The sequence below is a fragment of the Pseudomonas sp. BF-R-24 genome, from assembly GCF_019947335.1.
In the GTDB taxonomy this organism is placed as follows: Bacteria; Pseudomonadota; Gammaproteobacteria; order Pseudomonadales; family Pseudomonadaceae; genus Aquipseudomonas; species Aquipseudomonas jessenii.
On the sequence record NZ_JAGYGG010000010.1, the window covers coordinates 14,827 to 39,133 of the forward strand.

Genomic DNA, 24,307 nt, shown 5'->3' on the forward strand with positions numbered 1-24,307 from the left:
ATTAACCGCGCTTGGTCAGGCCCATTTTCTTGCGGCCTTCAGCCGGGGTCAGGACGCGGGCACCGAGGCGGCTGAGGATTTCCGAGGCGCGCTCGACCAGTTGGCCGTTGGTCGCCAGTACGCCCTTGTCCAGCCACAGGTTGTCTTCCAGCCCGACCCGCACGTTGCCGCCGAGCAACACTGCTTGTGCCGCCATCGGCATCTGCATGCGACCGATACCGAAACCGGCCCAGACCGCGTCGGTCGGCAGGTTGTCGACCATGGCTTTCATGGTGGTGGTGTCCGCCGGTGCGCCCCAAGGGATGCCCAGGCACAGCTGGAACAACGGGTTGTCGAGCAGGCCTTCCTTGATCATCTGCTTGGCGAACCATAGGTGGCCGGTGTCGAAGATCTCTAGCTCGGCTTTAACGCCCAGTTCCTGGATGCGTTTGGCGCCAGCGCGCAGTTGGGCCGGGGTGGAGACGTAAATGGTGTCGCCGTCGCCGAAGTTCAGGGTGCCGCAGTCGAGGGTGCAGATTTCCGGCAGCAGTTCTTCGACGTGGGCCAAGCGGGTCAGCGGGCCGACCAGGTCGGTATTCGGGCCGAATTCCATCGGGTTCTCGCCAGCGCCGATTTCCAGGTCGCCGCCCATGCCGGCGGTGAGGTTGACGATGATGTCCACGTCCGCCTCGCGGATGCGCTCCATCACTTCGCGATACAGCGCCACATCACGGCTGAACTTGCCGGTTTGCGGGTCGCGCACATGGCAGTGAACCACGGTGGCGCCGGCCTTGGCAGCTTCCACGGCGGCGGCGGCGATCTGTTTCGGGGTGACCGGCACGTGTGGGCTCTTGGCGGTCGTGTCGCCAGCACCGGTGAGTGCGCAGGTGATGATGACGTCGTGGTTCATTTGGCGGTTCCTTACAGGCGAGTTTTTGGTTTTGGCCAGGCGTGGTAGTTCCGTTCGCAGCCCGTTGGGGCTGCGAGTCGGTGGTTCATTCGGTTTATTTACTGGTCAGTTGCAGGTTTTCAGCGGCCGGTTTGCCATCGAAGGTGGTGACGCCTTCAAGCCAGCGTTTTTTGTCCTGCGGGTGATCCTTGAGCCATTGTTTGGCCGACTCGAAAGCGTCCTTGTGATCCAGCAGCGGCTGCATCATCCGGCTCTCGTCTTCGGCGGTGAACGTCAGGTTGCTCAGCAGGCGACCGATGTTCGGGCATTGTTCGGCGTAGGTCGGTGCGGTGACGGTCCATACGGTGGCCTTGCCTTCGTTCGGGCCAAGGGCGTCGTCGCTGCCGGTGAGGTAGGTCATTTTCACGTTGACGTTCATCGGGTGCGGTGCCCAGCCGAAGAACACCACGGCTTCGTTGCGACGCACGGCGCGGTCCACGGCGGCGAGCATGCCGGCTTCGCTGGACTCGACCAGCTGGAACTTGCCAAGGCCGAACTGGTTCTTGGAAATCATGGCCTTGATCTGGGTGTTGGCGCCCGAGCCAGGCTCGATGCCGTAGATTTTGCTGCCCAGTTCTTTTTCGAATTTGGCGATGTCAGCGAAGGTTTTCAGGCCCTTGTCGGCGAGGTAGGTCGGCACGGCGAGGGTCGCGCGGGCGTCCTGCAGGCTTGGCGCATCAAGCACCTTGACCTGCTTGGCGTCGACGAACGGGGTGATGGTCTGGGTCATCAGCGGGTTCCAGTAGCCGAGGAACAGGTCCAGACGCTGGTCGCGGATCCCGGCGAAGATGATTTGCTGGGAGGCGCTGGTTTGTTTGGTGCTGTAGCCGAGGCCGTCGAGCAATACCTGGGTCATGGCACTGGTGGCGATCACGTCGGTCCAGTTCACTACACCCATGCGCACGTTCTGGCACGCGGCGGGTTCGGCGGCCATGACACTGGCGCTCAGTAACGCGGTACCACTGAGTGCAAGAACACAGCTGCTGATCAGTCGTTTCATCTCAGGTTCCTCGGCAGTTCGTTATTGTGAGTTCCGGTGTCTGATGCGCCGGTGATGCCAAGTTACGCAGCAAAGCACCGATGAAAGCGCACTGCGGCGACCAGCTCTTGCACTGCAGCGACCTGCCCCCTTGAATGCCGCTCGCAAGTGGCGTATCAACATCCCTACGCTGCCCGCCCTCTCGTTACCTGGCCTCTTGTTACCTGCTAAGCGAGTGCGCTCCATGTCCCAGGATTTCTACTTCTTGTTGATGCCGGGTTTCTCGGCCATCGGATTTATCTCGGCCATCGAGCCGTTGCGGGTGGCCAATCGCTTTCGTGGCGAGCTGTATCGCTGGCATGTGCTGAGCGCCGATGGCGGGGCGGTGCTGGCGAGCAACGGCATGTCGGTCAACGCCGATGCGGCGCTGGAACCGTTGAAAAAAGGCGTGACCCTGCTGGTGGTCGCCGGGTTCGAGCCCCTGAAGTTCACCACCCCGGCGCTGGAACACTGGCTGCGCCGCCTGGACCACGAAGGCGTGACTCTCGGCGGCATCGACACCGGCAGCTTCATCCTCGCCGAGGCGGGTTTGCTCGACGGCCATCGCCTGACCCTGCACTGGGAAGCCATCGACGCGTTCAAGGAATCTTATCCACAGCTCAGCGTCACCCAGGAACTGTTCGAGATCGACCGCCGTCGCATCACCTCTGCTGGCGGCACCGCCTCTATTGATTTAATGCTGGATCTGATCGCCCAGGCCCATGGCCCGGAGCTTGCGATCCAGGTCAGCGAGCAATTCGTGCTTGGCCGCATCCGCCCGCGCAAAGACCATCAGCGCATGGAAGTCGCCACGCGTTATGGCATCAGCAACAAGAAGCTGGTTCACGTGATCGGCGAGATGGAGCAGCACAGCGAACCGCCGCTGAGCACGCTGGAACTGGCGGAATCGATCAAGGTGACGCGGCGGCAGCTGGAGCGCCTGTTTCGCCTGCATCTGAACGACACGCCGAGCAATTTCTATCTGCGATTAAGGCTGGAAAAGGCCCGGCAGTTGCTACGCCAGACCGACATGAGCGTGCTGGAAGTGAGTATTGCCTGCGGGTTTGAATCGCCGTCGTATTTCACCCGCAGTTATCGGGCGAAGTATGAGCGGTGCCCGCGGGAGGATCGGCGTACGGCGCAGGCATAAACACCCGAGAAACCTGTGGGAGCGGGCTTGCTCGCGAAAGCGGTGTGTCAATCGGCACAGATGTCAGCTGACAGACTGCATTCGCGAGCAAGCCCGCTCCCACATTTGATCACCAGTGTCTGGAGGGGCGGTTACTTCTTCAGTAACGCCGAACACGCCGCCTTGTACGCCTCATGCTGATACTTGTTCAGCGTCCCCGGCAGCTCGAAATCATGCTTCTTGGCCTGGGCATTGATGGTCTGCGGCGACAGCAAGGTCACCTCGCAATTCTCCAGCAACTGGAAAACCCCCTCGATCTTGAACGTCGTTGGCCCGCCAGCGAACTCGCCTTTCTTGCTGCGTTTCTTGATCGCAATGCGGTCGATGGAATTCTCACGGACAAACGAAGCGACCTGAGCGGCGAATACTTTGACGTTGGCGGCCTCGTCGTCATCGTCCAGGGCAATTTTCTTGGTGGCGAGCGCGACATGGCTCAGCGCCTGACCGTCCAGCGTGGCCACGGCGATGATCGCTTCGCTGCCTTTGATTTCGATGCCGCAGACTTTCATGTTCAATCCCGTTAGTGACAGAGGGTGTGCAGCTTACAGCTCAAGCTGGCTGGCAGTGATGCCAAACGCCAAAGCGATTTTTTCACGAGTGGCTTTACGGGGCTTGGCGACTGTCTCCTGTTGGGCAAAGGCAGGCTGGGTTATGCCCATGCGTTGGGCCACTTCATCCTGGGTAAGGTTCAAGTGTTCGCGCCAGGCTCGGATAGGGGTAGCGCCATCGACGATACGACTCACCACCTCATGGGGGATCAAGTCGGGTTCGATTTTCTGCGCCACGTATTGTGCATAGGGAATGACCACGAAGGCTGGATTACCTTCGGCGTCGTTGATGATTTGAATGTCAGTAGGTGCGTTCATCGCGTTTTTTGACCTCTTGAATACTGACCACTTTGATCGCGCCATCCCAATCAAACATGACCCGGTAATTACCGACACGCAGCCGATAAGCGTAGTCATGACCGACCAGTGCTTTGACATTGCCTGCCTCAGGCATGCCAGCGAGCGTCGCGACGGCATCACGAACCTGAATCTGGTGAACGGAATGCAATCTCAAGAGTTGCTTAACGGCCTTTCGAGTCCAGTGAATGCTGTTCATGGAAGAATATAAGTCTTTTATAAGATTTGCGAATCTTTACTTATATTTTTATGGTTGGCCATCAACAACATTTGTCGGCATGTTGCGTGAAAAGTCCGCAGAGCAGCGGCTTTGGACAGAGGCTGTAGGTCAGATCAGAGTGCTTTGTGGGAAAAACTTTTTTGGCGATTGAAAGCTGGTGGTAGTGCCAGCTTTCAGCGGGAGATTCGGGATTATTCCTGCCCAATCGACTCCAAAAACTCCGACCGCTCGTCGCTCATCCGTGCAATGCAATCGTTCTGGGCAATGGTGAGCGCCTTGCTGCCACTGGTGGCCGGGAAGGCTTCGACGGCGCAGTCTGCGTCGCGGGTCTTCAGCCATTGCTGTTGGGCGGCTTTGATCTTGGCGGTGATGTCGGCCAGTTGCGACGGGTTTTTGCCATACTGCGACTGCATGCGCTCGGTCAGGCCCTGGAGGTTTTCCTTGAGCAGGTCTTCGGCGGAGGTTTTGCTGAAGGCCGAGCACTCGAGGGTCTGGATGTCGTTTTCGACTTTGTCGCACGGGTTGTCGTCGGCCACCTCCGCTGCGTGTACGCCGGTCGCAATCAGTGCCATTGCCAGAATGATCGATTTCATTATCGTCGCCGCTCTTGTCCAGTGAAGCATCCAGTGATGCGGCGAATTCTGGCCCAAGCCAAGGGCCTTGAACAGGTCGATGATTGTGCCTGGTAACGACCCTTTGTCGCGGATTGACGCTTTCGGCAAACCCCCTGTCGTTTTTGCACCCGGCTGCCCCTGCACCGAGGCATATGCTGGCCCCAAAGCGCCGGCACACGATTCGGCGCATGAATCGCTAACAAGGGGACAGCCTGATGAGCCCAGCCGAATTGCACGCCGACAGCATCGTTATCGACGGGCTGATTATCGCCAAGTGGAACCGTGAACTGTTCGAAGACATGCGCAAGGGCGGTCTGACGGCGGCTAACTGCACCGTGTCGGTGTGGGAGGGCTTTCAGGCCACCGTCAACAACATCGCCGCGAGCCAGAAGCTGATTCGCGAGAACAGCGACCTGGTGATCCCGGTGCGCACCACCGCCGATATCCGTAAAGCCAAGGAGCAGGGTAAGACCGGCATCCTGTTCGGCTTCCAGAACGCTCACGCTTTCGAAGACCAGATCGGCTATGTCGAGGTCTTCAAGCAGCTGGGCGTCGGCATTGTGCAGATGTGCTACAACACCCAGAACCTGGTGGGCACCGGCTGTTACGAGCGTGACGGCGGCCTGTCGGGCTTCGGTCGCGAAATCGTCGCCGAGATGAACCGCGTTGGCGTGATGTGCGACCTGTCCCACGTCGGTTCCAAGACTTCCGAAGAAGTCATCCTCGAGTCGAAGAAACCGGTCTGCTACTCCCACTGCCTGCCATCGGGGCTCAAAGAGCACCCGCGCAACAAGTCCGATGAAGAACTGAAGTTCATCGCCGACCACGGCGGCTTTGTCGGCGTGACCATGTTCGCGCCGTTCCTGGCCAAGGGCATCGATTCGACCATCGACGACTACGCCGAAGCCATCGAGTACGTGATGAACATCGTCGGCGAAGACGCCATCGGCATCGGCACCGACTTCACCCAGGGCCATGGCCAGGACTTCTTCGAATACCTGACCCACGACAAGGGCTACGCCCGCCGCCTGACCAGTTTCGGCAAGATCATCAACCCGCTGGGCATCCGCACCGTGGGCGAGTTCCCGAACCTGACCGAGACCCTGCTCAAACGCGGCCACTCCGAGCGCGTGGTACGCAAGATCATGGGCGAGAACTGGGTCAACGTCTTGAAAGATGTCTGGGGCGAATAAGCCGCTGCACCTCTGAATCCTTTCCCCCGGCCGCCCGCGCCGGGGGCAACACCAAAATTTTTCTGGAGTTAAGTTTCCATGGCCAAGATCGCCCCGCAATTGCCAATCGAAGTCGACAGCGAAACCGGTGTCTGGACCTCCGACGCCCTGCCGATGCTGTACGTGCCGCGCCATTTCTTCGTCAACAACCACATGGGCATCGAGGAAGTGCTGGGCGCTGAAGCCTATGCCGAAATCCTCTACAAGGCCGGCTACAAGTCCGCCTGGCACTGGTGTGAAAAAGAAGCCGAATGCCACGGCCTGGAAGGTGTCGCGGTGTTCGAACACTACATGAAGCGCCTGTCGCAGCGCGGCTGGGGCCTGTTCAAGATCCAGGACATCGACCTCGACAAAGGCACCGCCAGCGTCAAGCTCGAACACTCGGCATTCGTCTACGTGTACGGCAAGGTCGGGCGCAAGGTCGACTACATGTTCACCGGTTGGTTTGCCGGTGCAATGGATCAGATCCTCGCCGCTCGCGGCAGCAAGATCCGCACCGTGGCCGAGCAAGTCTACGGTGGCTCCGAAGAGGGCCATGAAGACGGCTTGTTCACCGTCAAGCCGTTGTAAGTCGAGGAATCCGCCATGGCTTTCGAAGCAATGTTCCAGCCGATCCAGATCGGCAAACTGACCATCCGCAACCGCGTGCTCAGCACCGCGCACGCCGAGGTCTATGCCACCGACGGCGGCATGACCACCGACCGGTACGTCAAGTATTACGAAGAGAAAGCCAAGGGCGGTATCGGCCTGGCGATTTGCGGCGGTTCGTCCGTGGTGGCCATCGACAGCCCGCAGGAATGGTGGAGTTCGGTGAACCTGTCCACCGACCGCATCATTCCGCACTTCCAGAATCTTGCCGACGCCATGCACAAGCACGGCGCCAAGATCATGATCCAGATTACCCACATGGGCCGTCGCTCGCGTTGGGACGGTTTCAACTGGCCGACGCTGATGTCGCCGTCGGGCGTGCGCGAGCCGGTGCACCGTGCCACTTGCAAAACCATCGAGCCGGAAGAAATCTGGCGGGTGATCGGTAACTACGCTCAAGCGGCTCGCCGCGCCAAGGCCGGTGGCCTGGACGGTGTCGAACTGTCGGCGGTGCATCAGCACATGATCGACCAGTTCTGGAGCCCACGGGTCAACAAGCGTACCGACGAATGGGGCGGCACCTTCGAAGGCCGGATGAAGTTCGGTCTGGAAGTCTTGAAAGCCGTACGCGCCGAGGTCGGTGACGATTTCTGCGTGGGCATGCGCATCTGCGGTGACGAGTTCCACCCGGATGGTCTTTCCCACGAAGACATGAAGCAGATCGCCAAGTATTACGACGATACCGGCATGCTCGACTTCATCGGCGTCGTGGGTTCGGGTTGCGACACCCACAACACCCTGGCCAACGTGATTCCGAACATGAGTTATCCGCCGGAGCCGTTCCTGCATCTGGCTGCCGGTATCAAGGAAGTGGTCAAGGTTCCAGTGCTGCACGCGCAGAACATCAAGGACCCTAACCAGGCCACACGTATCCTGGAAGGCGGTTACGTCGACATGGTTGGCATGACCCGCGCGCACATCGCCGACCCGCACCTGATCGCCAAGATCAAAATGGGCCAGATCGACCAGATCAAACAATGCGTCGGTGCCAACTACTGCATCGACCGTCAGTATCAGGGTCTGGATGTACTGTGCATTCAGAACGCCGCGACTTCTCGTGAATACATGGGCTTGCCGCACATCATCGAAAAAACCACTGGCGTGAAACGCAAGGTGGTGGTGGTCGGCGCCGGTCCTGCCGGGATGGAAGCCGCCCGCGTGGCCGCCGAGCGTGGTCACGACGTGACCCTGTTCGAGAAAAAGGAATTCATCGGCGGGCAGATCACCACCGCATCGAAAGCCCCGCAACGGGACCAGATCGCCGGTATCACCCGCTGGTATCAACTGGAACTGGCGCGGTTGAAAGTCGACCTGCGCCTGGGCACCGCGGCTGACGCGGCAACCATCATGGACCTGCGTCCGGACGTGGTGGTGCTGGCCGTCGGCGGTCATCCGTTCATCGAGCAGAACGAGCACTGGGGCGCGGCAGAAGGCCTGGTGGTCAGCAGCTGGGATATCCTCGACGGCAAGGTGGCACCGGGCAAGAACGTGCTGGTCTACGACACCATTTGCGAGTTCACCGGCATGTCGACCGCCGACTTCCTCGCCGACAAGGGCAGTCAGGTCGAGATCGTCACCGACGACATCAAGCCTGGTGTGGCGATTGGCGGTACGTCGTTCCCGACTTACTACCGCAGCATGTATCCGAAAGAAGTGATCATGACCGGCGACATGATGCTGGAGAAGGTCTACCGCGAAGGCGACAAGCTCGTAGCGGTACTGGAAAACGAATACACCGGCGCCAAAGAGGAGCGGGTGGTTGACCAGGTGGTCGTGGAAAACGGCGTGCGTCCGGACGAAGAAATCTACTACGCGCTGAAGGAAGGCTCGCGCAACAAAGGCCAGATCGACGTCGAAGCCTTGTTCGCGATCAAGCCGCAACCTTGCCTGGAACAGAGCGGCGACGGCTACCTGCTGTTCCGCATCGGCGACTGCGTGGCCCAGCGTAACGTGCACGCGGCGATCTACGACGCGCTGCGGCTGTGCAAGGATTTCTAAAACCACACCGAACCAATGTGGGAGCGGGCTTGCTCGCGAAGAACGATAACGCGGTACACCTGATACACCGCGTCGCCTGATTCGCGAGCAAGCCCGCTCCCACATGAGACCCCGAGGTCTTTGGGAGCTTCACCATGTTGAACACCCTTCTTCCAATCCTGTTGTTCGCCGCCCTGGGCCTTGGTGTCCTGGGCGCGTTGCGGCGGGTGGCCATGTGGCGCCGGGGCCGAGCCTCCAAGGTCGACCTGATCGGCGGCCTGTTCGCCATGCCCAAGCGCTACATGGTCGACTTGCACCATGTGGTAGCGCGGGACAAATACATTGCCAACACCCACGTCGCCACGGCTGGCGGTGCGGTGGCGTCCATCGTGCTGGCGATTCTGGTGCATGGTTTCGGCCTGCATAACCGCTTCCTCGGCTATGCGTTGCTGCTGATGTCGGCAGTGATGTTCGTTGGTGCGATCTTCGTTTACTTGCGTCGGCGCAACCCGCCGTCGCGCCTGTCGAAAGGCCCGTGGATGCGCCTGCCGAAAAGCCTGCTGGCGTTCTCGGCCTCGTTCTTCCTGTTGACCCTGCCGGTGGCGGGCATCCTGCCGGAAAATTTCGGTGGCTGGCTGTTGGCGGCGATTCTCGGGGTTGGCGTGCTGTGGGGCGTGTCGGAACTGTTCTTCGGCATGACCTGGGGCGGGCCGATGAAACACGCCTTTGCCGGTGCCCTGCACCTGGCCTGGCACCGCCGCGCCGAACGCTTTGGCGGTGGTCGTTCCACGGGGTTGAAACCGCTGGATCTTAGCGACCTGACCGCGCCACTGGGTGTGGAAAAACCCAAGGATTTCACCTGGAACCAGTTGCTCGGCTTCGACGCCTGCGTGCAGTGCGGTAAATGCGAAGCAGCGTGCCCGGCCTTCGCCGCCGGTCAGCCGCTGAACCCGAAAAAACTGATTCAGGACATGGTCGTCGGCCTGGCCGGTGGCACCGATGCCAAGTTCGCCGGCAGCCCGTATCCAGGCAAAGCCATTGGCGAACACGCGGGCAATCCGCATCAGCCGATCGTCAACGGTCTGGTAGATGCCGAGACGCTGTGGTCGTGCACCACCTGCCGCGCTTGCGTCGAGGAATGCCCGATGATGATCGAGCATGTCGATGCCATCGTCGACATGCGCCGTCATCTGACCCTGGAAAAAGGCGCGACCCCGAACAAGGGTGCCGAAGTCCTGGAAAACCTGATCGCCACCGACAACCCTGGCGGTTTCGCGCCGGGCGGGCGGATGAACTGGGCAGCGGACCTGAACCTCAACCTGCTCAGCGAAAAGAAATCCACCGACGTGCTGTTCTGGGTCGGCGACGGTGCCTTCGACATGCGTAACCAGCGCACCCTGCGCGCCTTCGTCAAAGTGCTCAAGGCGGCGAAAATCGACTTCGCCGTGCTCGGCCTCGAAGAGCGCGACAGCGGTGACGTGGCCCGGCGCCTGGGCGACGAAGCAACCTTCCAGCTGTTGGCCAAGCGCAACATCCAGACTCTGGCCAAATACAGTTTCAACCGTATCGTCACCTGCGATCCGCACAGTTTCCACGTGCTGAAAAACGAGTACGGCGCCTTCGATGGTAACTACCTGGTGCAGCACCACAGCACCTACATGGCGGAAATCATCGATGCTGGCGCGCTCAATCTTGGCCAGCACAAAGGCGACAGCGTGACCTATCACGATCCGTGCTACCTCGGCCGTTACAACGGCGAATACGAGGCACCGCGCCAGGTTCTGCGCGCGCTCGGGATTGAAGTGAAAGAAATGCAGCGTTCCGGCTTCCGCTCCCGCTGCTGCGGCGGTGGTGGCGGCGCGCCGATCACCGACATTCCCGGCAAGCAGCGCATTCCCGACATGCGCATGGAAGACATCCGCGAAACCGGCGCCGAACTGGTGGCCGTGGGTTGTCCACAGTGCACCGCGATGCTTGAAGGCGTGGTCGAACCACGTCCGCTGATCAAGGACATCGCCGAACTGGTGGCTGATGCGTTGCTCGAAGACGCCGCGCCGGGAAAGCCTTCGGCACCGGCCAAACGTGAACCTGCGGAGGTGCATTGATGAGTGACATTATCCGCCGCGACCCTCGCGCCGAATGGATCGCCCGCAACCGTCTGCACCCGCTGCACGCGGCCATGCAGCCAGCGCAACACAGCTGGATGGGGCCTAACGGCGTCATCCGCAAGAATCCCCATGGTGTCGGTTTCATCGGCCCCAACGGCATCAAGCGCATTGACCGCAGTGGCGCACAGCAGGGCGGGGCGACCAAGCGCTCGGCTGCCGTCGAAGTGCAATTGCCGCTGCATCAGGTGGCCGCGCCAGCGTTTTACATCAGCGTGGTGCCGGACATGGTCGGCGGCCGCTTGAGCAGCCACGACCGCGACCTGCTGGGCCTGGCTCATCAACTGGCCGGCAAGGACGGTGCAGTGCTGGCCGTGGTGTTCGGCGAACACAAGGAAACCGCTTTCGCCACGGCGGGCGTCGACCGCCTGCTGGTGCTGGAAGGCGAAGAATTCAGCGGTTATGCACCGGAACAACGGGTCCAGGGCCTGCGGGCTGTGGATAACCAGTTCAGCCCGCATCACTGGTTGCTGCCGGACAGCCGCAGTGGCGGTGGCGAACTCGGCCGACGTTTTGCCGCAGCACTGGGCGAGCGCCCGGCCACGCGGGTCTGGCAAGTCAAGGATCAGGAGTGCATCGGCCGCGCCGGTGCTGGCCTGCAAGACCTTGCCCGTCCGCTGGCGCGACTGATTCTGGCGGCTGCCGAGTGCGCCGAGCCGGTCAGCGAAACCCGTCACGAAGCGCTGCCCGTGGAGTTATCCACAACCGTGGTGCGCAGCCTGTCGCGAATCGAAGATCTGGGCGCAGTGGCCGTCGATCCGGCGGCAATCCCCATGGCCGAAGCCGAGTTCATTTTCTCTGGCGGCAACGGGGTCAAGGACTGGGGGCTTTTTCACAGGACCGCCGAAGCCCTCGGCGCGACCGAAGGCGCATCGCGGGTGGCGGTGGACGACGGCTTCATGGCCCGCGACCGTCAGGTCGGGGCATCCGGCACCTGGGTTACCGCACGGGTCTATGTGGCGGTGGGGATTTCCGGGGCGATCCAGCACCTGCAAGGTATTGGTGCCTGCGACAAGGTGGTGGCGATCAACCTCGACCCTGGCTGCGACATGATCAAACGTGCCGACCTGTCGGTGATTGGCGAAAGTGCCGAGATTCTTCAAGCCTTGATCGATGCGGTAGCGGCTTACCGCAACGACGCCAAGCGCGATGCGGCTTAAGGGAAGGAAAGGGTTATGAGCACGAAAATCATCAGCCTGGTGTCCATCGGCGCCCACCCGACGTCCGGTCGGCCGCGTCGCGCGGAACAGGATGCGCGGGCGGTGGAACTGGGCCTGCAATTGGCTGGGGATAACTTGCAGGTGCTGCATGCCGGCGACATCACCGAGCCTGCATTGCGCGCGTATCTGGGCATGGGCCTGGAACAGCTGCACGTGCTGGAACAACCACAAGGCGCCGACGCGCTGCCGGCGCTGACCGATTATCTGCGCGATGCCGGGGCCCAGGTGGTGTTGACCGGCAGCCAGGCGGAAACCGGCGAAGGATCGGGCATGTTGCCATTCCTCCTCGCTGAAAGCCTGGGCTGGCCGCTGGTGGTGGGGTTGGCGCAAGTCGAGTCCATCGATGGCGGTTCGGCGCTGGTGCTGCAAGCGTTGCCGCGTGGTCAGCGTCGTCGCTTGAAGGTTCGCTTGCCGTTCCTGGCAACTGTGGATAACGCCGCGCCCAAGCCACGGCAGAGTGCCTACGGCCCGGCCCGACGCGGCGTGCTGCAAGCACAGGACGTCGAGGTCATCGACGATGAACTGCTCGCGGTCGCCACCCTGCAGCCGGCCAAGCCACGGCCCAAGCGCCTTAAGGTAATCAAGGCCAAGAGCGGCGCCGATCGCATGAAAGCCGCGACGGCCAAGGCCAGCGGTGGCGGTGGGCAAGTGCTCAAGGGCGTTACGGCGCAAGCGGGGGCAGAAGCGATCCTCAAGCTGCTGATTGAAGAGGGTGTGGTCCGCTAATCACATAGTCACCGCAAGTCCACTGTGGGAGCGGGCTTGCTCGCGAAGGCGTCGTGTCAGTCGAGATTCTGATTACCTGACACACCGCTTTCGCGAGCAAGCCCGCTCCCACATTGGGTTGTGTTAACCCCCCAGATTGTGAGGAAACGATGGCTGTTGAATTTCGTTCGGCGGTCCGCGCGGATGCGCGTGAGATTGCGCGGTTGTTCCAGATTTCATCCGAAGGCGCTTCAGACTACATCTGGAGCCAGATCGCAGAGCCCGGCCAGGATCTGCTGGACGTCGGCACCATTCGGTATGCCCGGGACGACGTGGATTTCTCCTACCAGAATTGCCTGATTGCCGAGGCCGGTGGCCAGGTCATTGGCATGATGCACAGCTACGTGATGCGCCACGATCCACTGGCGGTGCCGACGACCGATCCGGTACTGGCGCCTTACGCCGACATGGAAGTGCCCGACACGCTCTATATCTCCAGCCTTGCCCTGCACGAGGGCTGGCGCAACCGGGGCCTGGGCGTGCAGTTTCTCGCCCATGCTCAAGAACGTGCCGACCAACTGGGGCTCAATGGCCTGAGCCTGATCGACTATGCCGCCAACACTGGCGCCCGGCGCTTTTACGAGCGGCACGGTTTCGAGATCATCAAGACCTGCCAGGTCACCCCTCATCCCATGATCCGCGTCACCGGTGACGCCTATCTTATGCACAGGCCCTGAGTCTGCGGGGGTTCTAACCAGCGAAGGTTATCCACAACGCCACGCGCCCTCGTCCCACGTTGACGAGGGCGATGAGCTACAGTTTTCTATGCGCTGATCAAGGGTGCGACACGCTTTAGGGAGTTTTCAGACGTTCAGCGCTGACTCATGAAATCCGGTTTTTATGACTGGCTTGAACATGAAGACTTTCGCTCTTCCGGCGCTTTTTGCATCGACCCTGTGGATATCCACCGGCTTGCTGTCTGCTGTCCCGGCAAACGTGCCCGTGGCTGATCAGGACTTTTATCAATGGCTGGAGACCGGGCAGGGGCGCGACGCGTCCCTGGCGCAGCTACGGCAGCAGTGCGACAAGGTACTGGATGCCGATAAGCACCTCAGCTGTTCAGTGACGGTCCTGGCCAGAATGCTCGAAGCCAAGGCCGCCAACCAAATCCCCGAATACTATCTGGCCATCAAGGGCAAGCATGCCCGGGCGATTGCGGTCGATGCCGACCTGAATGCCCTGTTCTCCATGTTTGGCAGCGAATCACTGGCTATTCTGACGAGGGCTGGCAATTTCTCGGTCAAGGGATCTGCCCGACATGAGGTGCTGCAGCTCCATCCGTATGCCAATGACTTCCACATCGCTGAACAGGCGCTGCCATTTATCGAGGCCGGCGCGGCGAACGGAGTCTCGGCGCGTTTTGTACTGGACACGGGGGCACCGCAAACCCGGGTCAATATCGAGACTGCGAAACAGATGGGCATCAGGATGTTGCCCGATGCTCATTATCGTTACAGCACGTTTTATGGCGAAAGGGGCCTGGCTGCGAGGTTGGGAATTCTCGGGTCACTGAGAGTCGGCACCCGTGAGTTCAGGAACGTCCTGGTCTTTGTCAGCGACCGGGATAATTTGTTGGGGCTGGATCTGATCAGCAAGCTGGGGCGCTTGAAGATAACCAGGAGAACACTGGAGCTTAATCCGCCACCTGCCCGGCGCTGTGATGCGCCAATTGTCTTGAGCCGCCTGGATCTCAACCAACGGCTGGTAGTTGCCGCACAGCTGGATCGTCGGACAACGCAAGCCATCATCGATACGGGAAATGTCGACTACCTGACGGCCGCGTCGCCCGGCAGGCAAGTCAGCGTGGCGCAGGCGCTGACACCGGGAGGCTCGAACGTTTACACCGGCGACAATAAGCACTTTCAACGCTTCACCGGCGTATTGGCCCTACAAGGCGACACCTTGGTGGTCAGCTACAAATACTACCCGGGCTTTACCATCCCGCCGTCGTTGGTGGACGGACAATACGTGCCGTCGATATTACTCGGATGGCGCGCCTTCAAAGACTTTGAATTGAACCTGGATCTCGATTCAGGTCGCTCATGCCTCAATAGAGTCTGAACAGCTTGGACGGTTACCCACAATCCCTGTTGGTGGTTCTGTGGATAACATGTTCGCCCCTCGCTACACCCCATACAAATCAAGCCTTGCATGGTGTCGATCAAAAAACACCCAGTCTGGTTCGTGGTTTTTCCACGCATTTTCAAGGGGATATGTGCTGCTGTTGATGCAGACTTGCCCCCAATCTCTGTTGGCGCTTCTGTGGATAAGATGTTTGCTATCGGCTGCAGGCCTTATAAACAGCGGCGTGTAGGCTTTTGATCATAAAATGATCAAAAGCCCGTTTGGCGCCGTGAACCTCCGCGCAAACGCCGAGTTCCTGCGGGTTTTAGCGGTTTTCCACTGCCCCTGCGAAGTTAACCCCAAAGTCTGTTGGCGCTTCTGTGGATAAGGTGTTTGCCATCCTCTGAAAGCCTTACAGTCCGTGACTTTCAGGCTTCTGGTTAAAAAACGACCAGCGCGCCAGTGGAAGCATGCTTCTGGATAAGTCACGTTTTTTCTTTGGTTTTTGTGAAGATATTTTGCAGTCTTTCCACAGTTGTCCCCAATAGCTGTGGGTGGAGATGTGGATAACTTGTTTGCGGAAGGCTGGGAGGCGTGCGCAGCATAGCTCTGAACGAAATAGATCATATTTCGTACAGTTCTAAAGATAGAGGAATGTGTAGCGGGGAGAAAACCTGTTGCGAGCAAGCCCCTTGTAGGAGCGAGCTTGCTCGCGATGGTCGTGAACGATGACACGAAAAGACAGATGACCAGCGGTGCCCCTGGATTTTTCGCGAGCAAGCTCGCTCCTACAGGGGCATGCCTTAGCCTTGAACCGGAACCCCTTTGAGGTATGGCGCAGGCTCGGCACCCAAGTTGCTCAGCAGGCGCTCGCTGTACCAGTCCACAAAGTTCACCACACCGAACTCATAGGTCTTGGAGTACGGACCAGGCTGGTACGCGGTGGAGTTGATGCCGCGCTGGTTTTCTTCGGCCAGGCGACGGTCCTGGTCGTTGGTGGCGTCCCAGACCTGGCGCATGCGCTCCACGTCGTAGTCCACGCCTTCGACCGCGTCCTTGTGCACGATCCACTTGGTGGTGACCATGGTTTCCTGGGCGCTGATCGGCCACACGGTGAACACGATGATGTGGTCGCCCATGCAGTGGTTCCAGGAGTGCGGCAGGTGCAGGATGCGCATCGAGCCCAGGTCAGGGTTCTTGATGCGACCCATCAGCTTGGCGCAGCCCTGCTTGCCGTCCATGGTCATCGACACGGTGCCCTTGAGCAGCGGCATGCGCACGATGCGGTTGCGCAGGCCGAAGCTGGCGTGGGCGTAAGGGATCTTCTCGGCTTCCCAGGCAGCGGCGGAGGCGGCTACGTGGTCCTTGAAGGCCTGGTCGGCGCGCGGGTCGGTGACGTCGTCCCACTCCAGCAGGGTTTTCAACAGTTCCGGGTGCGACGCGTTGCAGTGGTAGCACTCGCGGTTGTTTTCCAGCACCAGTTTCCAGTTGGCCTTTTCCATCAAGGTGGTTTGCACCGCCACCTTGGTGTTCTCCATGTCGTACGGTTCCATGTAGTGGTTGAGCGTCGACAGGAAGTCATCGATGGCCGGCGGGTTCTCCGCCAGGCTGATGAAGATGTAGCCGCCGGCGGTCTTCACGTTCACCGGCTTGAGGCCGTACTGGTTCATGTCGAAGTCGGCGCCCATTTCGGTGCCGGCAAACAGTAGGCGGCCGTCGAGTTCGTAGGTCCACTGGTGATAGTGGCAAACCAGCTTGGCGACCTTGCCCTTGTCGCTGGTGCACAGACGCGAGCCACGGTGGCGGCAGACGTTGTGGAACGCGTGCACCACGCCTTCGGCGCCACGGATCACAATGATCGGGTTCTTGCCGATCTGCAGGGTCAGGTAGTTGCCCTTGGTAGGGATCTCGCAGGTCATGCCGGCGATCAACCACTCTTTCTGAAAGATTTCCTGCATGTCGATATCAAACAGGCGCTCGTCGGAGTAAAACGGCTGCGGCAGCGAGAACGTGCGCTCGCGCTCTTGCAGCATCTGCGCGGTGGCCTTGCGTGCGGGTTCCAGCGGATCGCCCAGGCTCAGGGTAGTAGTGACGTCCATCGTGTATTTCCTCAAGGCCATCTGCGTGGCCGCGAAAGTGGCTGATCAGGGTTGCTACGCAAGGTGTAAAGAATGTGTCTTGGTATGGGGCGAGTGTGGGGCCGGCGCAGGCCAGAACCTTATCCATGGGCGACATGGTGCAATCTGTTCCCGACGCGCAAGCCCCAGTCGTTGGGGGCTGGTCGCGATAAGCATGTCAATGTCGCAGATAGGTAAATGGGTGATCTGCGCTATACGCAGAATCGCCAACATGAAGGCCGGCAGTCGGCCGTGGAGATCAGCATGTCCAATAGTTTCCTGAATCCGGTAACCACCCAGACCTGGGCCAATGGTCGGCACATCGTCCGTTGCGTCAAAGTCATCCAGGAAACCTGGGATGTGCGCACCTTCTGCTTCATGGCCGATCAGCCGATCATGTTCTTCTTCAAACCGGGGCAGTTTGTCACCCTGGAGCTGGAGATTGAAGGCCAGCCGATCATGCGTTCGTACACCATTTCCAGCTCGCCATCGGTGCCGTACAGCTTTTCGGTGACCATCAAGCGCGTACCGGGTGGCAAGGTCTCCAACTGGCTGCACGACACCCTGCACGAAGGCCAGGAGCTGGCGGTGCACGGACCGGTCGGGCTGTTCAATGCCATGGACTTCACCGCGCCAAAGGTGCTTTACCTCAGCGGCGGCGTCGGTATCACGCCGGTCATGTCCATGGCGCGCTGGTTCTACGACACCAACGGCAATGTCGACATGGTGTTTATCCACAGCGCCCGTTCGCCCAAGGACATCATTTACCACCGTGAGCTGGAACACATGGCGTCGCGGATCGACAACTTCAGCCTGCACCTGATCTGCGAGAAGCACGGTATGGGTGAGCCCTGGGCCGGTTATCGCGGTTACCTGAACCACAGAATGCTTGAATTGATGGCGCCGGACTTCCTTGAGCGCGAAGTGTTCTGCTGCGGCCCGACACCGTATATGAATGCGGTCAAGCGCTTGCTGGAAGCCGCTGGCTTCGACATGTCGCGTTATCACGAAGAATCCTTCGGTGCGACCCCGCCAGAGGCGCGCGCCGACGCCGTGGAACACGCCGAGCAAGCGGCCGAGGCACCGGAAGTCGACGTGGCGGATCTGCACCAGGTGGAGTTCACGGCGTCCGGCAAGAGCATTCGTGTGGCCCCGGGCGAGACCGTGCATGCGGCGGCGGCCAAGGTCGGCCTGATGATTCCGAAAGCGTGCGGCATGGGTATCTGCGGCACCTGCAAGGTGTTGAAGCTGGGTGGTGAAGTGGAAATGGACCACAACGGCGGGATCACCGAGGAAGACGAAGCAGAAGGGTTCATTCTTTCGTGCTGCAGTGTGCCTAAAGGCGACGTGCGCATCGAGTTCTGATACGCACTGCACAACCTGTAGGAGCGAGCTTGCTCGCGATGGACGCTAACGATGACGCGTGCTGTCTGAATGATCGCGTTGTCCAGACGTTTTTCGCGAGCGAGCTCGCTCCTACAGGGGGGTGATCAGTCGATAAACAGGTCCGTCATGAGTTTTTCGTTGCTGTCCGGCGCGAACCGATAGTGTTCGAACTCCGTCACACCGCTTTCCCGCAGAATCTCCTCATCAATCAGCAAACGCCCGGTCAGGCTGCGGTTTGCGCTGCTCAGAATCACATGCGCCGCATCCGCCATGATCGCAGGCAGGCGCGCATGCTTGAACGATTCCCTCGACCCCAACTGAAACTCGATGGCAGCGGTGGCGATCATCGTCTGTGGCCATAGCGAGTTGACGCTGATCCCGTAATTCCTGAATTCCTCGCTCATGCCCAGGGTCAGCATGCTCATGCCGTACTTGGTCACGGTATAGGGGCTGTATTGCGCGAACCACTTGGCGGCCAGGTTCAGCGGCGGCGAGAGGTTGAGGATATGGCCGCTGGACTTCTTCAGGTACGGCAACGCAGCCTGGCTGCACAGCAATACGGCGCGGGTGTTGATCTGGTGCATCAGGTCAAAGCGCTTGAGTTCGAGGTGTTGAACCCCGGTGAGCTTGATCGCCCCGGCATTGTTGATCAGTGCATCGATGCCACCGAAATGTTCGTTGGCCTGGGCCAGGGCCTGATGCACGGTATCTTCATCGCGCACATCCACTTGCAGGGCCAGTGCCTTGCCGCCTGCGGCTTCGACTTCCTGGGCCACGCTGAAAATCGTGCCCGGCAGCTTGGGGTGGGGGGCAGCGCTTTTGGCGGCGATCACAATGTTGGCCCCGTCGCGTGCGGCGCGCAGCGCAATCTCACGGCCAATGCCGCGGCTGGCGCCGGTGATGAACAGGGTTTTGCCTTGCAATGACATGCGTACGCTCCTGATTGTTGTTATCTGTACGGATCGACAGACAATGTAGACCAAGACTTCAGGTGCGAACGGTCAAGCTGTGGGGCTTTTTGTAGGAGCGAGCTTGCTCGCGATGGACTTGAAGGCGCTGCGTTTATCCAGAAAGCACGCGTTTTCGTTAGCGCCCATCGCGAGCAGGCTCGCTCCTACAGGGGGAGGTTAGTGAGACATCACTTCGCGAATGTCCTTCGCCAATTCACGCACGCGCTCTTGCTCGGTGTCCCACGAGCACATGAAGCGTGCGCCGCCGTTGCCGATGAAGGTGTAGAAACGCCAGCCCTTGGCGGTCAGTGCGGCGATGGCCGGTTCCGACAGTTGCAGGAACACGCCGTTGGCCTGTACGGGGAACATCAGCTCCACGCCGGGGATGTCGCTGACCAGTTCGGCCAGCAATTGCGCGCAGTGGTTGGCGTGGTTGGCGTATTTGAGCCAGGCGTCGTTTTCCAGGATCCCGACCCACGGTGCCGACAGGAAGCGCATTTTTGAAGCAAGCTGCCCGGCCTGTTTGCAGCGGTAATCGAAGTCTTCGGCCAGTTTGTGGTTGAAGAACAGAATCGCCTCGCCCACGGCCATGCCGTTCTTCGTGCCGCCGAAGCACAGCACGTCGACGCCGGCCTTCCAGGTCAGGTCAGCCGGGGTGCAGCCGAGGAAGGCGCAGGCGTTGGAGAATCGTGCGCCGTCCATGTGCAGGTTCAGGCCCAGTTCCTTGCAGGTGGCGCTGATGGCGCGGATTTCGTCCGGGGTGTAGACGCTGCCGACTTCGGTGGCCTGGGTCAGGGTCACCACACGGGGTTTCGGGTAGTGGATGTCCTGGCGCTTGAGCGCGACCTCGCGGATCGATTCCGGGGTCAACTTGCCGTTTTCAGTACGGGCGATCAGCAGTTTGGAGCCGTTGGAGAAGAATTCCGGTGCGCCGCATTCATCGGTTTCGACGTGAGCTGTTTCCGAGCAGATCACGCTGTGGTAACTCTGGCACAACGACGACAGCGCCAACGAGTTGGCGGCGGTGCCGTTGAAGGCAAAAAACACTTCGCAGTCGGTTTCGAACAGTTTGCGGAATCCGTCGGAGGCGCGGGCGGTCCACTCGTCGTCGCCGTATGCGCGCTGGTGGCCGTGGTTGGCCTGCTCCATGGCGGCCCAGGCTTCAGGGCAGATGCCGGAATAGTTGTCGCTGGCGAATTGTTGGCTCTTGTCGGTCATGGCCTGCTTCCGTGGTCGAGATGCCTATGGTGAAGCGTCCCGTGGTCAATGAGGGTGCGCACTGTACCCAAGATCGTCAGGTGGAGCGCACAGGATGTCGCTGTCGGGAACATACACAGTCGAAGGGCAATTATGCACGTGACGATGCACAAGGCCATGCACTTAAAGCAGCGCGACGGGGCACTGGATCTGCTCAAGTGGCTGGCGCTTTTAAGCATGGTGCTCGATCACCTGCGATATGTCGGTTATTCCGCCGATCTGTTGTATGTGCCGGGGCGGCTGGCATTCCCGTGGTTCTGCCTGGCGATGGCGGCCAATCTGTCACGAAAGCCTGTTGTGCTGGACGGTGGGCAATGGCGCTATCTGGGCTGGTTGCTGCTGTTTAGCGCGGTGAGTGAAATTCCTTACCGGATGTATATTCACAATCCCGACACCTTGAACGTGCTGCCCACCCTTGCCCTGGGCTTGCTGGTGATTCGTGGCTGGCAGCAGCCGGTGCTTGCGTCGCGCCTGCTGGCCGTCGGCGCGTTGCTGCTGGCAGGGTTTTTCTCCCAGCGATTGATGTTCGGTTTCTTTGGCGTTCTGTTGCCGCTGGCGATGCTGCTGGTATTGCAACGGCCTTGGTATTTCGCGCTGTTGGCGGGGTTGGTATGCCTGGCGGCCAATCAGTGGCAGGTGCTGTATTACGCTACTCGCTTGGGCAATGTCGCGGCGATTCCGGCCATCGTCACGTGCCTGATTGCGCCATGGCTCGGGCTGTTCTTGTTGCGACATGCAAAGGGCGTAAATCCACCACCGATGCGGCGCTGGGCGTATGCCCTGTATCCCGCGCATTTCGTCGCTTTGCTGACTTTGCGTCAGGTGCTCGCATAACCCTGTGGGAGCGGGCTTGCTCGCGAAAGCGGGGTGTCAGTCACTTCAATACTTACTGATATGCCGCATTCGCGAGCAAGCCCGCTCCCACAAGGGATCCAGGCTGATTTGAGGTTTGCTTGCGGCTTGCCATTTCCCGCCATGTCGTAAACGCACCTTTGCGTGGCGCCCGTAGGCATTTGACGACTCCAAGCCAGTCATACCATCGCTACCAAAGGGCACTGCCGAAAAGCCAGTGCCTCACCGAGACGAATGGCGCACCGCCGCCGCTGGGAGAGACGCGATGTTCAGCAAGCAAGACAAGATCCAGGGTTACGACGATGCACTGCTGGCGGCGATGAATGCCGAGGAGCAACGTCAGGAAGATCACATCGAGCTGATCGCGTCGGAGAACTACACCAGCAAGCGCGTGATGGAAGCGCAAGGCAGTGGCCTGACCAACAAGTACGCCGAAGGTTATCCGGGCAAGCGCTACTACGGTGGCTGCGAGCACGTCGACAAGGTTGAAGCCCTGGCCATCGAACGCGCCAAGCAACTGTTCGGCGCCGACTACGCCAACGTGCAGCCGCACTCCGGCTCCTCGGCCAACAGCGCCGTGTATCTGGCCCTGCTGCAAGCCGGCGACACCATTCTCGGCATGAGCCTGGCCCACGGCGGTCACCTGACCCACGGCGCCAAAGTGTCGTCCTCGGGCAAGTTGTACAACGCCGTGCAGTACGGCATCGACACCAACACCGGCCTGATCGACTACGACGAAGTCGAGCGTCTGGCCGTCGAGCACAAGCCGAAGATGATCGTCGCCGGCTTCTCGGCCTACTCCAAGACCCTCGACTTCCCGCGCTTCCGTCAGATCGCCGACAAGGTCGGTGCACTGCTGTTCGTCGACATGGCCCACGTGGCCGGTCTGGTTGCCGCTGGTCTGTACCCGAACCCGCTGCCTTACGCCGATGTGGTCACCACCACTACCCACAAGACCCTGCGCGGTCCACGTGGCGGCCTGATCCTGGCCAAGTCCAACGAAGAAATCGAGAAGAAGCTCAACGCAGCAGTTTTCCCCGGTGCCCAAGGCGGCCCGCTGATGCACGTGATCGCCGGTAAGGCGGTGTGCTTCAAGGAAGCGCTGGAGCCAGGCTTCAAGGCTTATCAGCAGCAAGTGATCGACAACGCCCAGGCCATGGCCGGCGTGTTTATCAAACGCGGCTACGATGTAGTGTCCGGCGGTACCGACAACCATCTGTTCCTGGTCAGCCTGATCCGTCAGGGCCTGACCGGCAAAGAGGCGGATGCAGCACTCGGTCGCGCCCACATCACTGTGAACAAGAACGCTGTCCCGAACGATCCGCAGTCGCCGTTCGTGACCTCCGGCCTGCGCATCGGCACCCCGGCGGTCACCACTCGCGGCTTCAAGGTGACCCAGTGCGTCACGCTGGCCGGCTGGATCTGCGACATCCTCGACAACCTCGGCGACGCCGATGTCGAGGCCAATGTCGCCGAGCAAGTGGCAGCCCTGTGCGCGGACTTCCCGGTTTATCGCTGAGTGCGGTTTTGGAGTAAATGACTATGCAACGCTACTCGGGCTTCGGCCTCTTCAAACACTCTCTCAGCCATCATGAAAACTGGCAGAAAATGTGGCGCACGCCGACCCCTAAAAAGGTCTACGACGTGGTCATCGTCGGTGGTGGCGGGCATGGTCTGGCCACGGCCTACTACCTGGCCAAGGAACACGGCATCACCAACGTGGCCGTGGTCGAGAAAGGCTGGCTGGGCGGCGGTAACACCGCGCGCAACACCACCATCGTTCGCTCCAACTACCTGTGGGACGAGTCGGCGCACCTGTACGAGCACGCGATGAAACTGTGGGAAGGCCTGTCCCAGGACCTCAACTACAACGTGATGTTCTCCCAGCGCGGCGTCTACAACCTGTGCCACACCCTGCAGGACATTCGTGATTCCGAGCGTCGGGTCAGTGCCAACCGCCTCAACGGCGTGGACGGTGAGCTGCTCGATGCCAAGCAGGTTGCCGACGAGATTCCGTACCTCGACTGCTCCAAGAACACCCGCTACCCGGTGATGGGCGCCACCGTCCAGCGTCGCGGCGGCGTGGCCCGTCACGATGCCGTGGCCTGGGGCTTTGCCCGGGCCGCCGATGCATTGGGCGTGGACCTGATCCAGCAGACCGAAGTGATCGGTTTCCGCAAGGAAAACGGCGTGTGCATCGGCGTTGAAACCAACAAGGGCTTCATCGGCGCCAAGCGCGTCGGCGTAGTGACCGCCGGTAACTCCGGGCACATGGCCAAGCTCGCCGGTTTCCGCCTGCCGATCGAATCCCACCCGCTGCAAGCGCTGGTGTCCGAGCCGATCAAGCCGATTATCGACAGCGTGATCATGTCCAACGCCGTACACGGTTACATCAGCCAGTCCGACAAGGGCGACCTGGTGATCGGCGCCGGTATCGACGGCTACAACGGCTACGGCCAGCGTGGTTCGTACCCGGTGATCGAACACACCATCCAGGCCATCGTCGAGATGTTCCCGGTGCTGTCGCGGGTACGCATGAACCGTCAGTGGGGCGGCATCGTCGACACCACGCCGGATGCCTGCCCGATCATTTCGAAAACCCCGGTACCGAACATGTTCTTCAACTGCGGTTGGGGCACCGGCGGCTTCAAGGCAACACCTGGCTCGGGCAACGTATTTGCCGCAAGCCTGGCCAAGGGTGAAATGCACCCACTGGCCGCACCTTTCTCCATCGACCGTTTCCACAACGGTGCGTTGATCGACGAACACGGCGCTGCTGCGGTTGCCCACTAACAGGAGA

General features: G+C 60.4%; 23 protein-coding genes. 14 read left to right on the forward strand and 9 right to left on the reverse strand.

Translation table 11 applies throughout. From position 1 onward, the window contains the following. Window position 1: 1 nt before the first annotated feature. Window positions 2-889, reverse strand: coding sequence for a 3-keto-5-aminohexanoate cleavage protein (locus KGA98_RS10370; protein WP_223502266.1), 888 nt, complete (start codon window positions 887-889; stop codon window positions 2-4). 94 nt (window positions 890-983) lie between these two features. Next, window positions 984-1,928 (reverse strand): choline ABC transporter substrate-binding protein, encoded by a 945-nt coding sequence (locus KGA98_RS10375; protein WP_223502267.1) that lies wholly within the window; start codon window positions 1,926-1,928, stop codon window positions 984-986. Window positions 1,929-2,151: 223 nt separating this feature from the next. Here KGA98_RS10375 and KGA98_RS10380 point away from each other — a divergent pair, with 223 nt between their 5' ends. Continuing rightward, window positions 2,152-3,096 carry a GlxA family transcriptional regulator gene (locus KGA98_RS10380; protein WP_223502268.1) on the forward strand — a complete coding sequence of 315 codons (945 nt, stop codon included), beginning with the start codon at window positions 2,152-2,154 and terminating at the stop codon, window positions 3,094-3,096. A 131-nt stretch (window positions 3,097-3,227) separates the two neighbouring features. Here KGA98_RS10380 and KGA98_RS10385 read toward each other — a convergent pair whose 3' ends face one another. The 3 genes from KGA98_RS10385 to KGA98_RS10395 are packed head-to-tail and all read right to left on the reverse strand — an operon-like array spanning window position 3,228 to window position 4,239. Beyond that, entirely contained in the window at window positions 3,228-3,644 is a 417-nt protein-coding gene (locus KGA98_RS10385; protein WP_223502269.1) for a DUF3010 family protein, read from the reverse strand. 33 nt (window positions 3,645-3,677) lie between these two features. Continuing rightward, window positions 3,678-4,001, reverse strand: coding sequence for a helix-turn-helix domain-containing protein (locus tag KGA98_RS10390; protein WP_223502270.1), 324 nt, complete (start codon window positions 3,999-4,001; stop codon window positions 3,678-3,680). Beyond that, the gene (locus KGA98_RS10395; protein ID WP_102672501.1) at window positions 3,985-4,239 is read right to left on the reverse strand and encodes a type II toxin-antitoxin system RelE family toxin; all 255 of its coding nucleotides are present in this window, start codon (window positions 4,237-4,239) and stop codon (window positions 3,985-3,987) included. Before KGA98_RS10395 ends, KGA98_RS10390 begins: the two co-directional genes overlap by 17 nt. Here KGA98_RS10395 and KGA98_RS10400 point away from each other — a divergent pair. Next, window positions 4,238-4,411 carry a hypothetical protein gene (locus tag KGA98_RS10400; protein ID WP_223502271.1) on the forward strand — a complete coding sequence of 58 codons (174 nt, stop codon included), beginning with the start codon at window positions 4,238-4,240 and terminating at the stop codon, window positions 4,409-4,411. The two genes, KGA98_RS10395 and KGA98_RS10400, sit on opposite strands and share 2 nt — an antisense overlap. 40 nt (window positions 4,412-4,451) lie before the next feature. Here KGA98_RS10400 and KGA98_RS10405 read toward each other — a convergent pair whose 3' ends face one another. Further along, window positions 4,452-4,853: a lysozyme inhibitor LprI family protein gene (locus KGA98_RS10405; RefSeq protein ID WP_057712989.1), complete on the reverse strand. Its 402-nt coding sequence runs from the start codon at window positions 4,851-4,853 to the stop codon at window positions 4,452-4,454. A gap of 236 nt (window positions 4,854-5,089) precedes the next feature. On the opposite strand from KGA98_RS10405, the gene KGA98_RS10410 reads away from it, so the two are divergent. The 8 genes from KGA98_RS10410 to KGA98_RS10445 all read left to right on the forward strand — a co-directional run bounded on the left by KGA98_RS10410 (window position 5,090) and on the right by KGA98_RS10445 (window position 14,942). Continuing rightward, the gene (locus KGA98_RS10410) at window positions 5,090-6,067 is read left to right on the forward strand and encodes a dipeptidase (RefSeq protein WP_032829497.1); all 978 of its coding nucleotides are present in this window, start codon (window positions 5,090-5,092) and stop codon (window positions 6,065-6,067) included. Window positions 6,068-6,145: 78 nt separating this feature from the next. Continuing rightward, window positions 6,146-6,676: a DUF5943 domain-containing protein gene (locus KGA98_RS10415; RefSeq protein WP_008048169.1), complete on the forward strand. Its 531-nt coding sequence runs from the start codon at window positions 6,146-6,148 to the stop codon at window positions 6,674-6,676. A gap of 15 nt (window positions 6,677-6,691) precedes the next feature. Next, entirely contained in the window at window positions 6,692-8,752 is a 2,061-nt protein-coding gene (gene dgcA / locus KGA98_RS10420; RefSeq protein WP_102672499.1) for a dimethylglycine demethylation protein DgcA, read from the forward strand. A gap of 134 nt (window positions 8,753-8,886) precedes the next feature. Continuing rightward, window positions 8,887-10,836 carry a dimethylglycine demethylation protein DgcB gene (gene dgcB / locus KGA98_RS10425; RefSeq protein ID WP_057712991.1) on the forward strand — a complete coding sequence of 650 codons (1,950 nt, stop codon included), beginning with the start codon at window positions 8,887-8,889 and terminating at the stop codon, window positions 10,834-10,836. Beyond that, window positions 10,836-12,056: an electron transfer flavoprotein subunit alpha/FixB family protein gene (locus tag KGA98_RS10430; protein WP_223502272.1), complete on the forward strand. Its 1,221-nt coding sequence runs from the start codon at window positions 10,836-10,838 to the stop codon at window positions 12,054-12,056. The genes dgcB and KGA98_RS10430 overlap by 1 nt, the downstream gene beginning before the upstream one ends. Before the next feature lie 15 nt (window positions 12,057-12,071). Then, window positions 12,072-12,842, forward strand: a complete 771-nt coding sequence (locus KGA98_RS10435) for an electron transfer flavoprotein subunit beta (protein WP_057712993.1) — start codon at window positions 12,072-12,074, stop codon at window positions 12,840-12,842. Window positions 12,843-12,991: 149 nt separating this feature from the next. Continuing rightward, window positions 12,992-13,558 carry a GNAT family N-acetyltransferase gene (locus KGA98_RS10440; RefSeq protein WP_154909895.1) on the forward strand — a complete coding sequence of 189 codons (567 nt, stop codon included), beginning with the start codon at window positions 12,992-12,994 and terminating at the stop codon, window positions 13,556-13,558. Between the two features lie 178 nt (window positions 13,559-13,736). Next, window positions 13,737-14,942, forward strand: coding sequence for a retropepsin-like aspartic protease (locus tag KGA98_RS10445; RefSeq protein WP_223502273.1), 1,206 nt, complete (start codon window positions 13,737-13,739; stop codon window positions 14,940-14,942). Window positions 14,943-15,748: 806 nt separating this feature from the next. Here the strand turns inward: KGA98_RS10445 and gbcA are convergent. Then, window positions 15,749-17,044 (reverse strand): glycine-betaine demethylase subunit GbcA, encoded by a 1,296-nt coding sequence (gene gbcA, locus KGA98_RS10450; RefSeq protein WP_057712996.1) that lies wholly within the window; start codon window positions 17,042-17,044, stop codon window positions 15,749-15,751. 282 nt (window positions 17,045-17,326) lie between these two features. Between gbcA and gbcB the strand changes: the two genes are divergently transcribed. Continuing rightward, window positions 17,327-18,427 (forward strand): glycine-betaine demethylase subunit GbcB, encoded by a 1,101-nt coding sequence (gbcB, locus tag KGA98_RS10455; protein ID WP_090451831.1) that lies wholly within the window; start codon window positions 17,327-17,329, stop codon window positions 18,425-18,427. Between the two features lie 125 nt (window positions 18,428-18,552). On the opposite strand, the gene KGA98_RS10460 is transcribed toward gbcB, so the two are convergent. Next, window positions 18,553-19,377, reverse strand: coding sequence for an SDR family oxidoreductase (locus KGA98_RS10460; RefSeq protein ID WP_223502274.1), 825 nt, complete (start codon window positions 19,375-19,377; stop codon window positions 18,553-18,555). 198 nt (window positions 19,378-19,575) lie between these two features. Beyond that, window positions 19,576-20,616, reverse strand: a complete 1,041-nt coding sequence (locus tag KGA98_RS10465) for a low specificity L-threonine aldolase (protein ID WP_090451829.1) — start codon at window positions 20,614-20,616, stop codon at window positions 19,576-19,578. A gap of 156 nt (window positions 20,617-20,772) precedes the next feature. Between KGA98_RS10465 and KGA98_RS10470 the strand changes: the two genes are divergently transcribed. The 3 genes from KGA98_RS10470 to KGA98_RS10480 all read left to right on the forward strand — a co-directional run bounded on the left by KGA98_RS10470 (window position 20,773) and on the right by KGA98_RS10480 (window position 24,300). Beyond that, window positions 20,773-21,489 (forward strand): TraX family protein, encoded by a 717-nt coding sequence (locus KGA98_RS10470; protein ID WP_223502275.1) that lies wholly within the window; start codon window positions 20,773-20,775, stop codon window positions 21,487-21,489. 283 nt (window positions 21,490-21,772) lie between these two features. Continuing rightward, the gene (glyA, locus tag KGA98_RS10475) at window positions 21,773-23,026 is read left to right on the forward strand and encodes a serine hydroxymethyltransferase (RefSeq protein WP_102672492.1); all 1,254 of its coding nucleotides are present in this window, start codon (window positions 21,773-21,775) and stop codon (window positions 23,024-23,026) included. A gap of 23 nt (window positions 23,027-23,049) precedes the next feature. Further along, on the forward strand, window positions 23,050-24,300 hold the full coding sequence (locus KGA98_RS10480) for a sarcosine oxidase subunit beta (protein ID WP_007947735.1): 1,251 nt from the start codon (window positions 23,050-23,052) through the stop codon (window positions 24,298-24,300). Window positions 24,301-24,307: the final 7 nt, after the last annotated feature.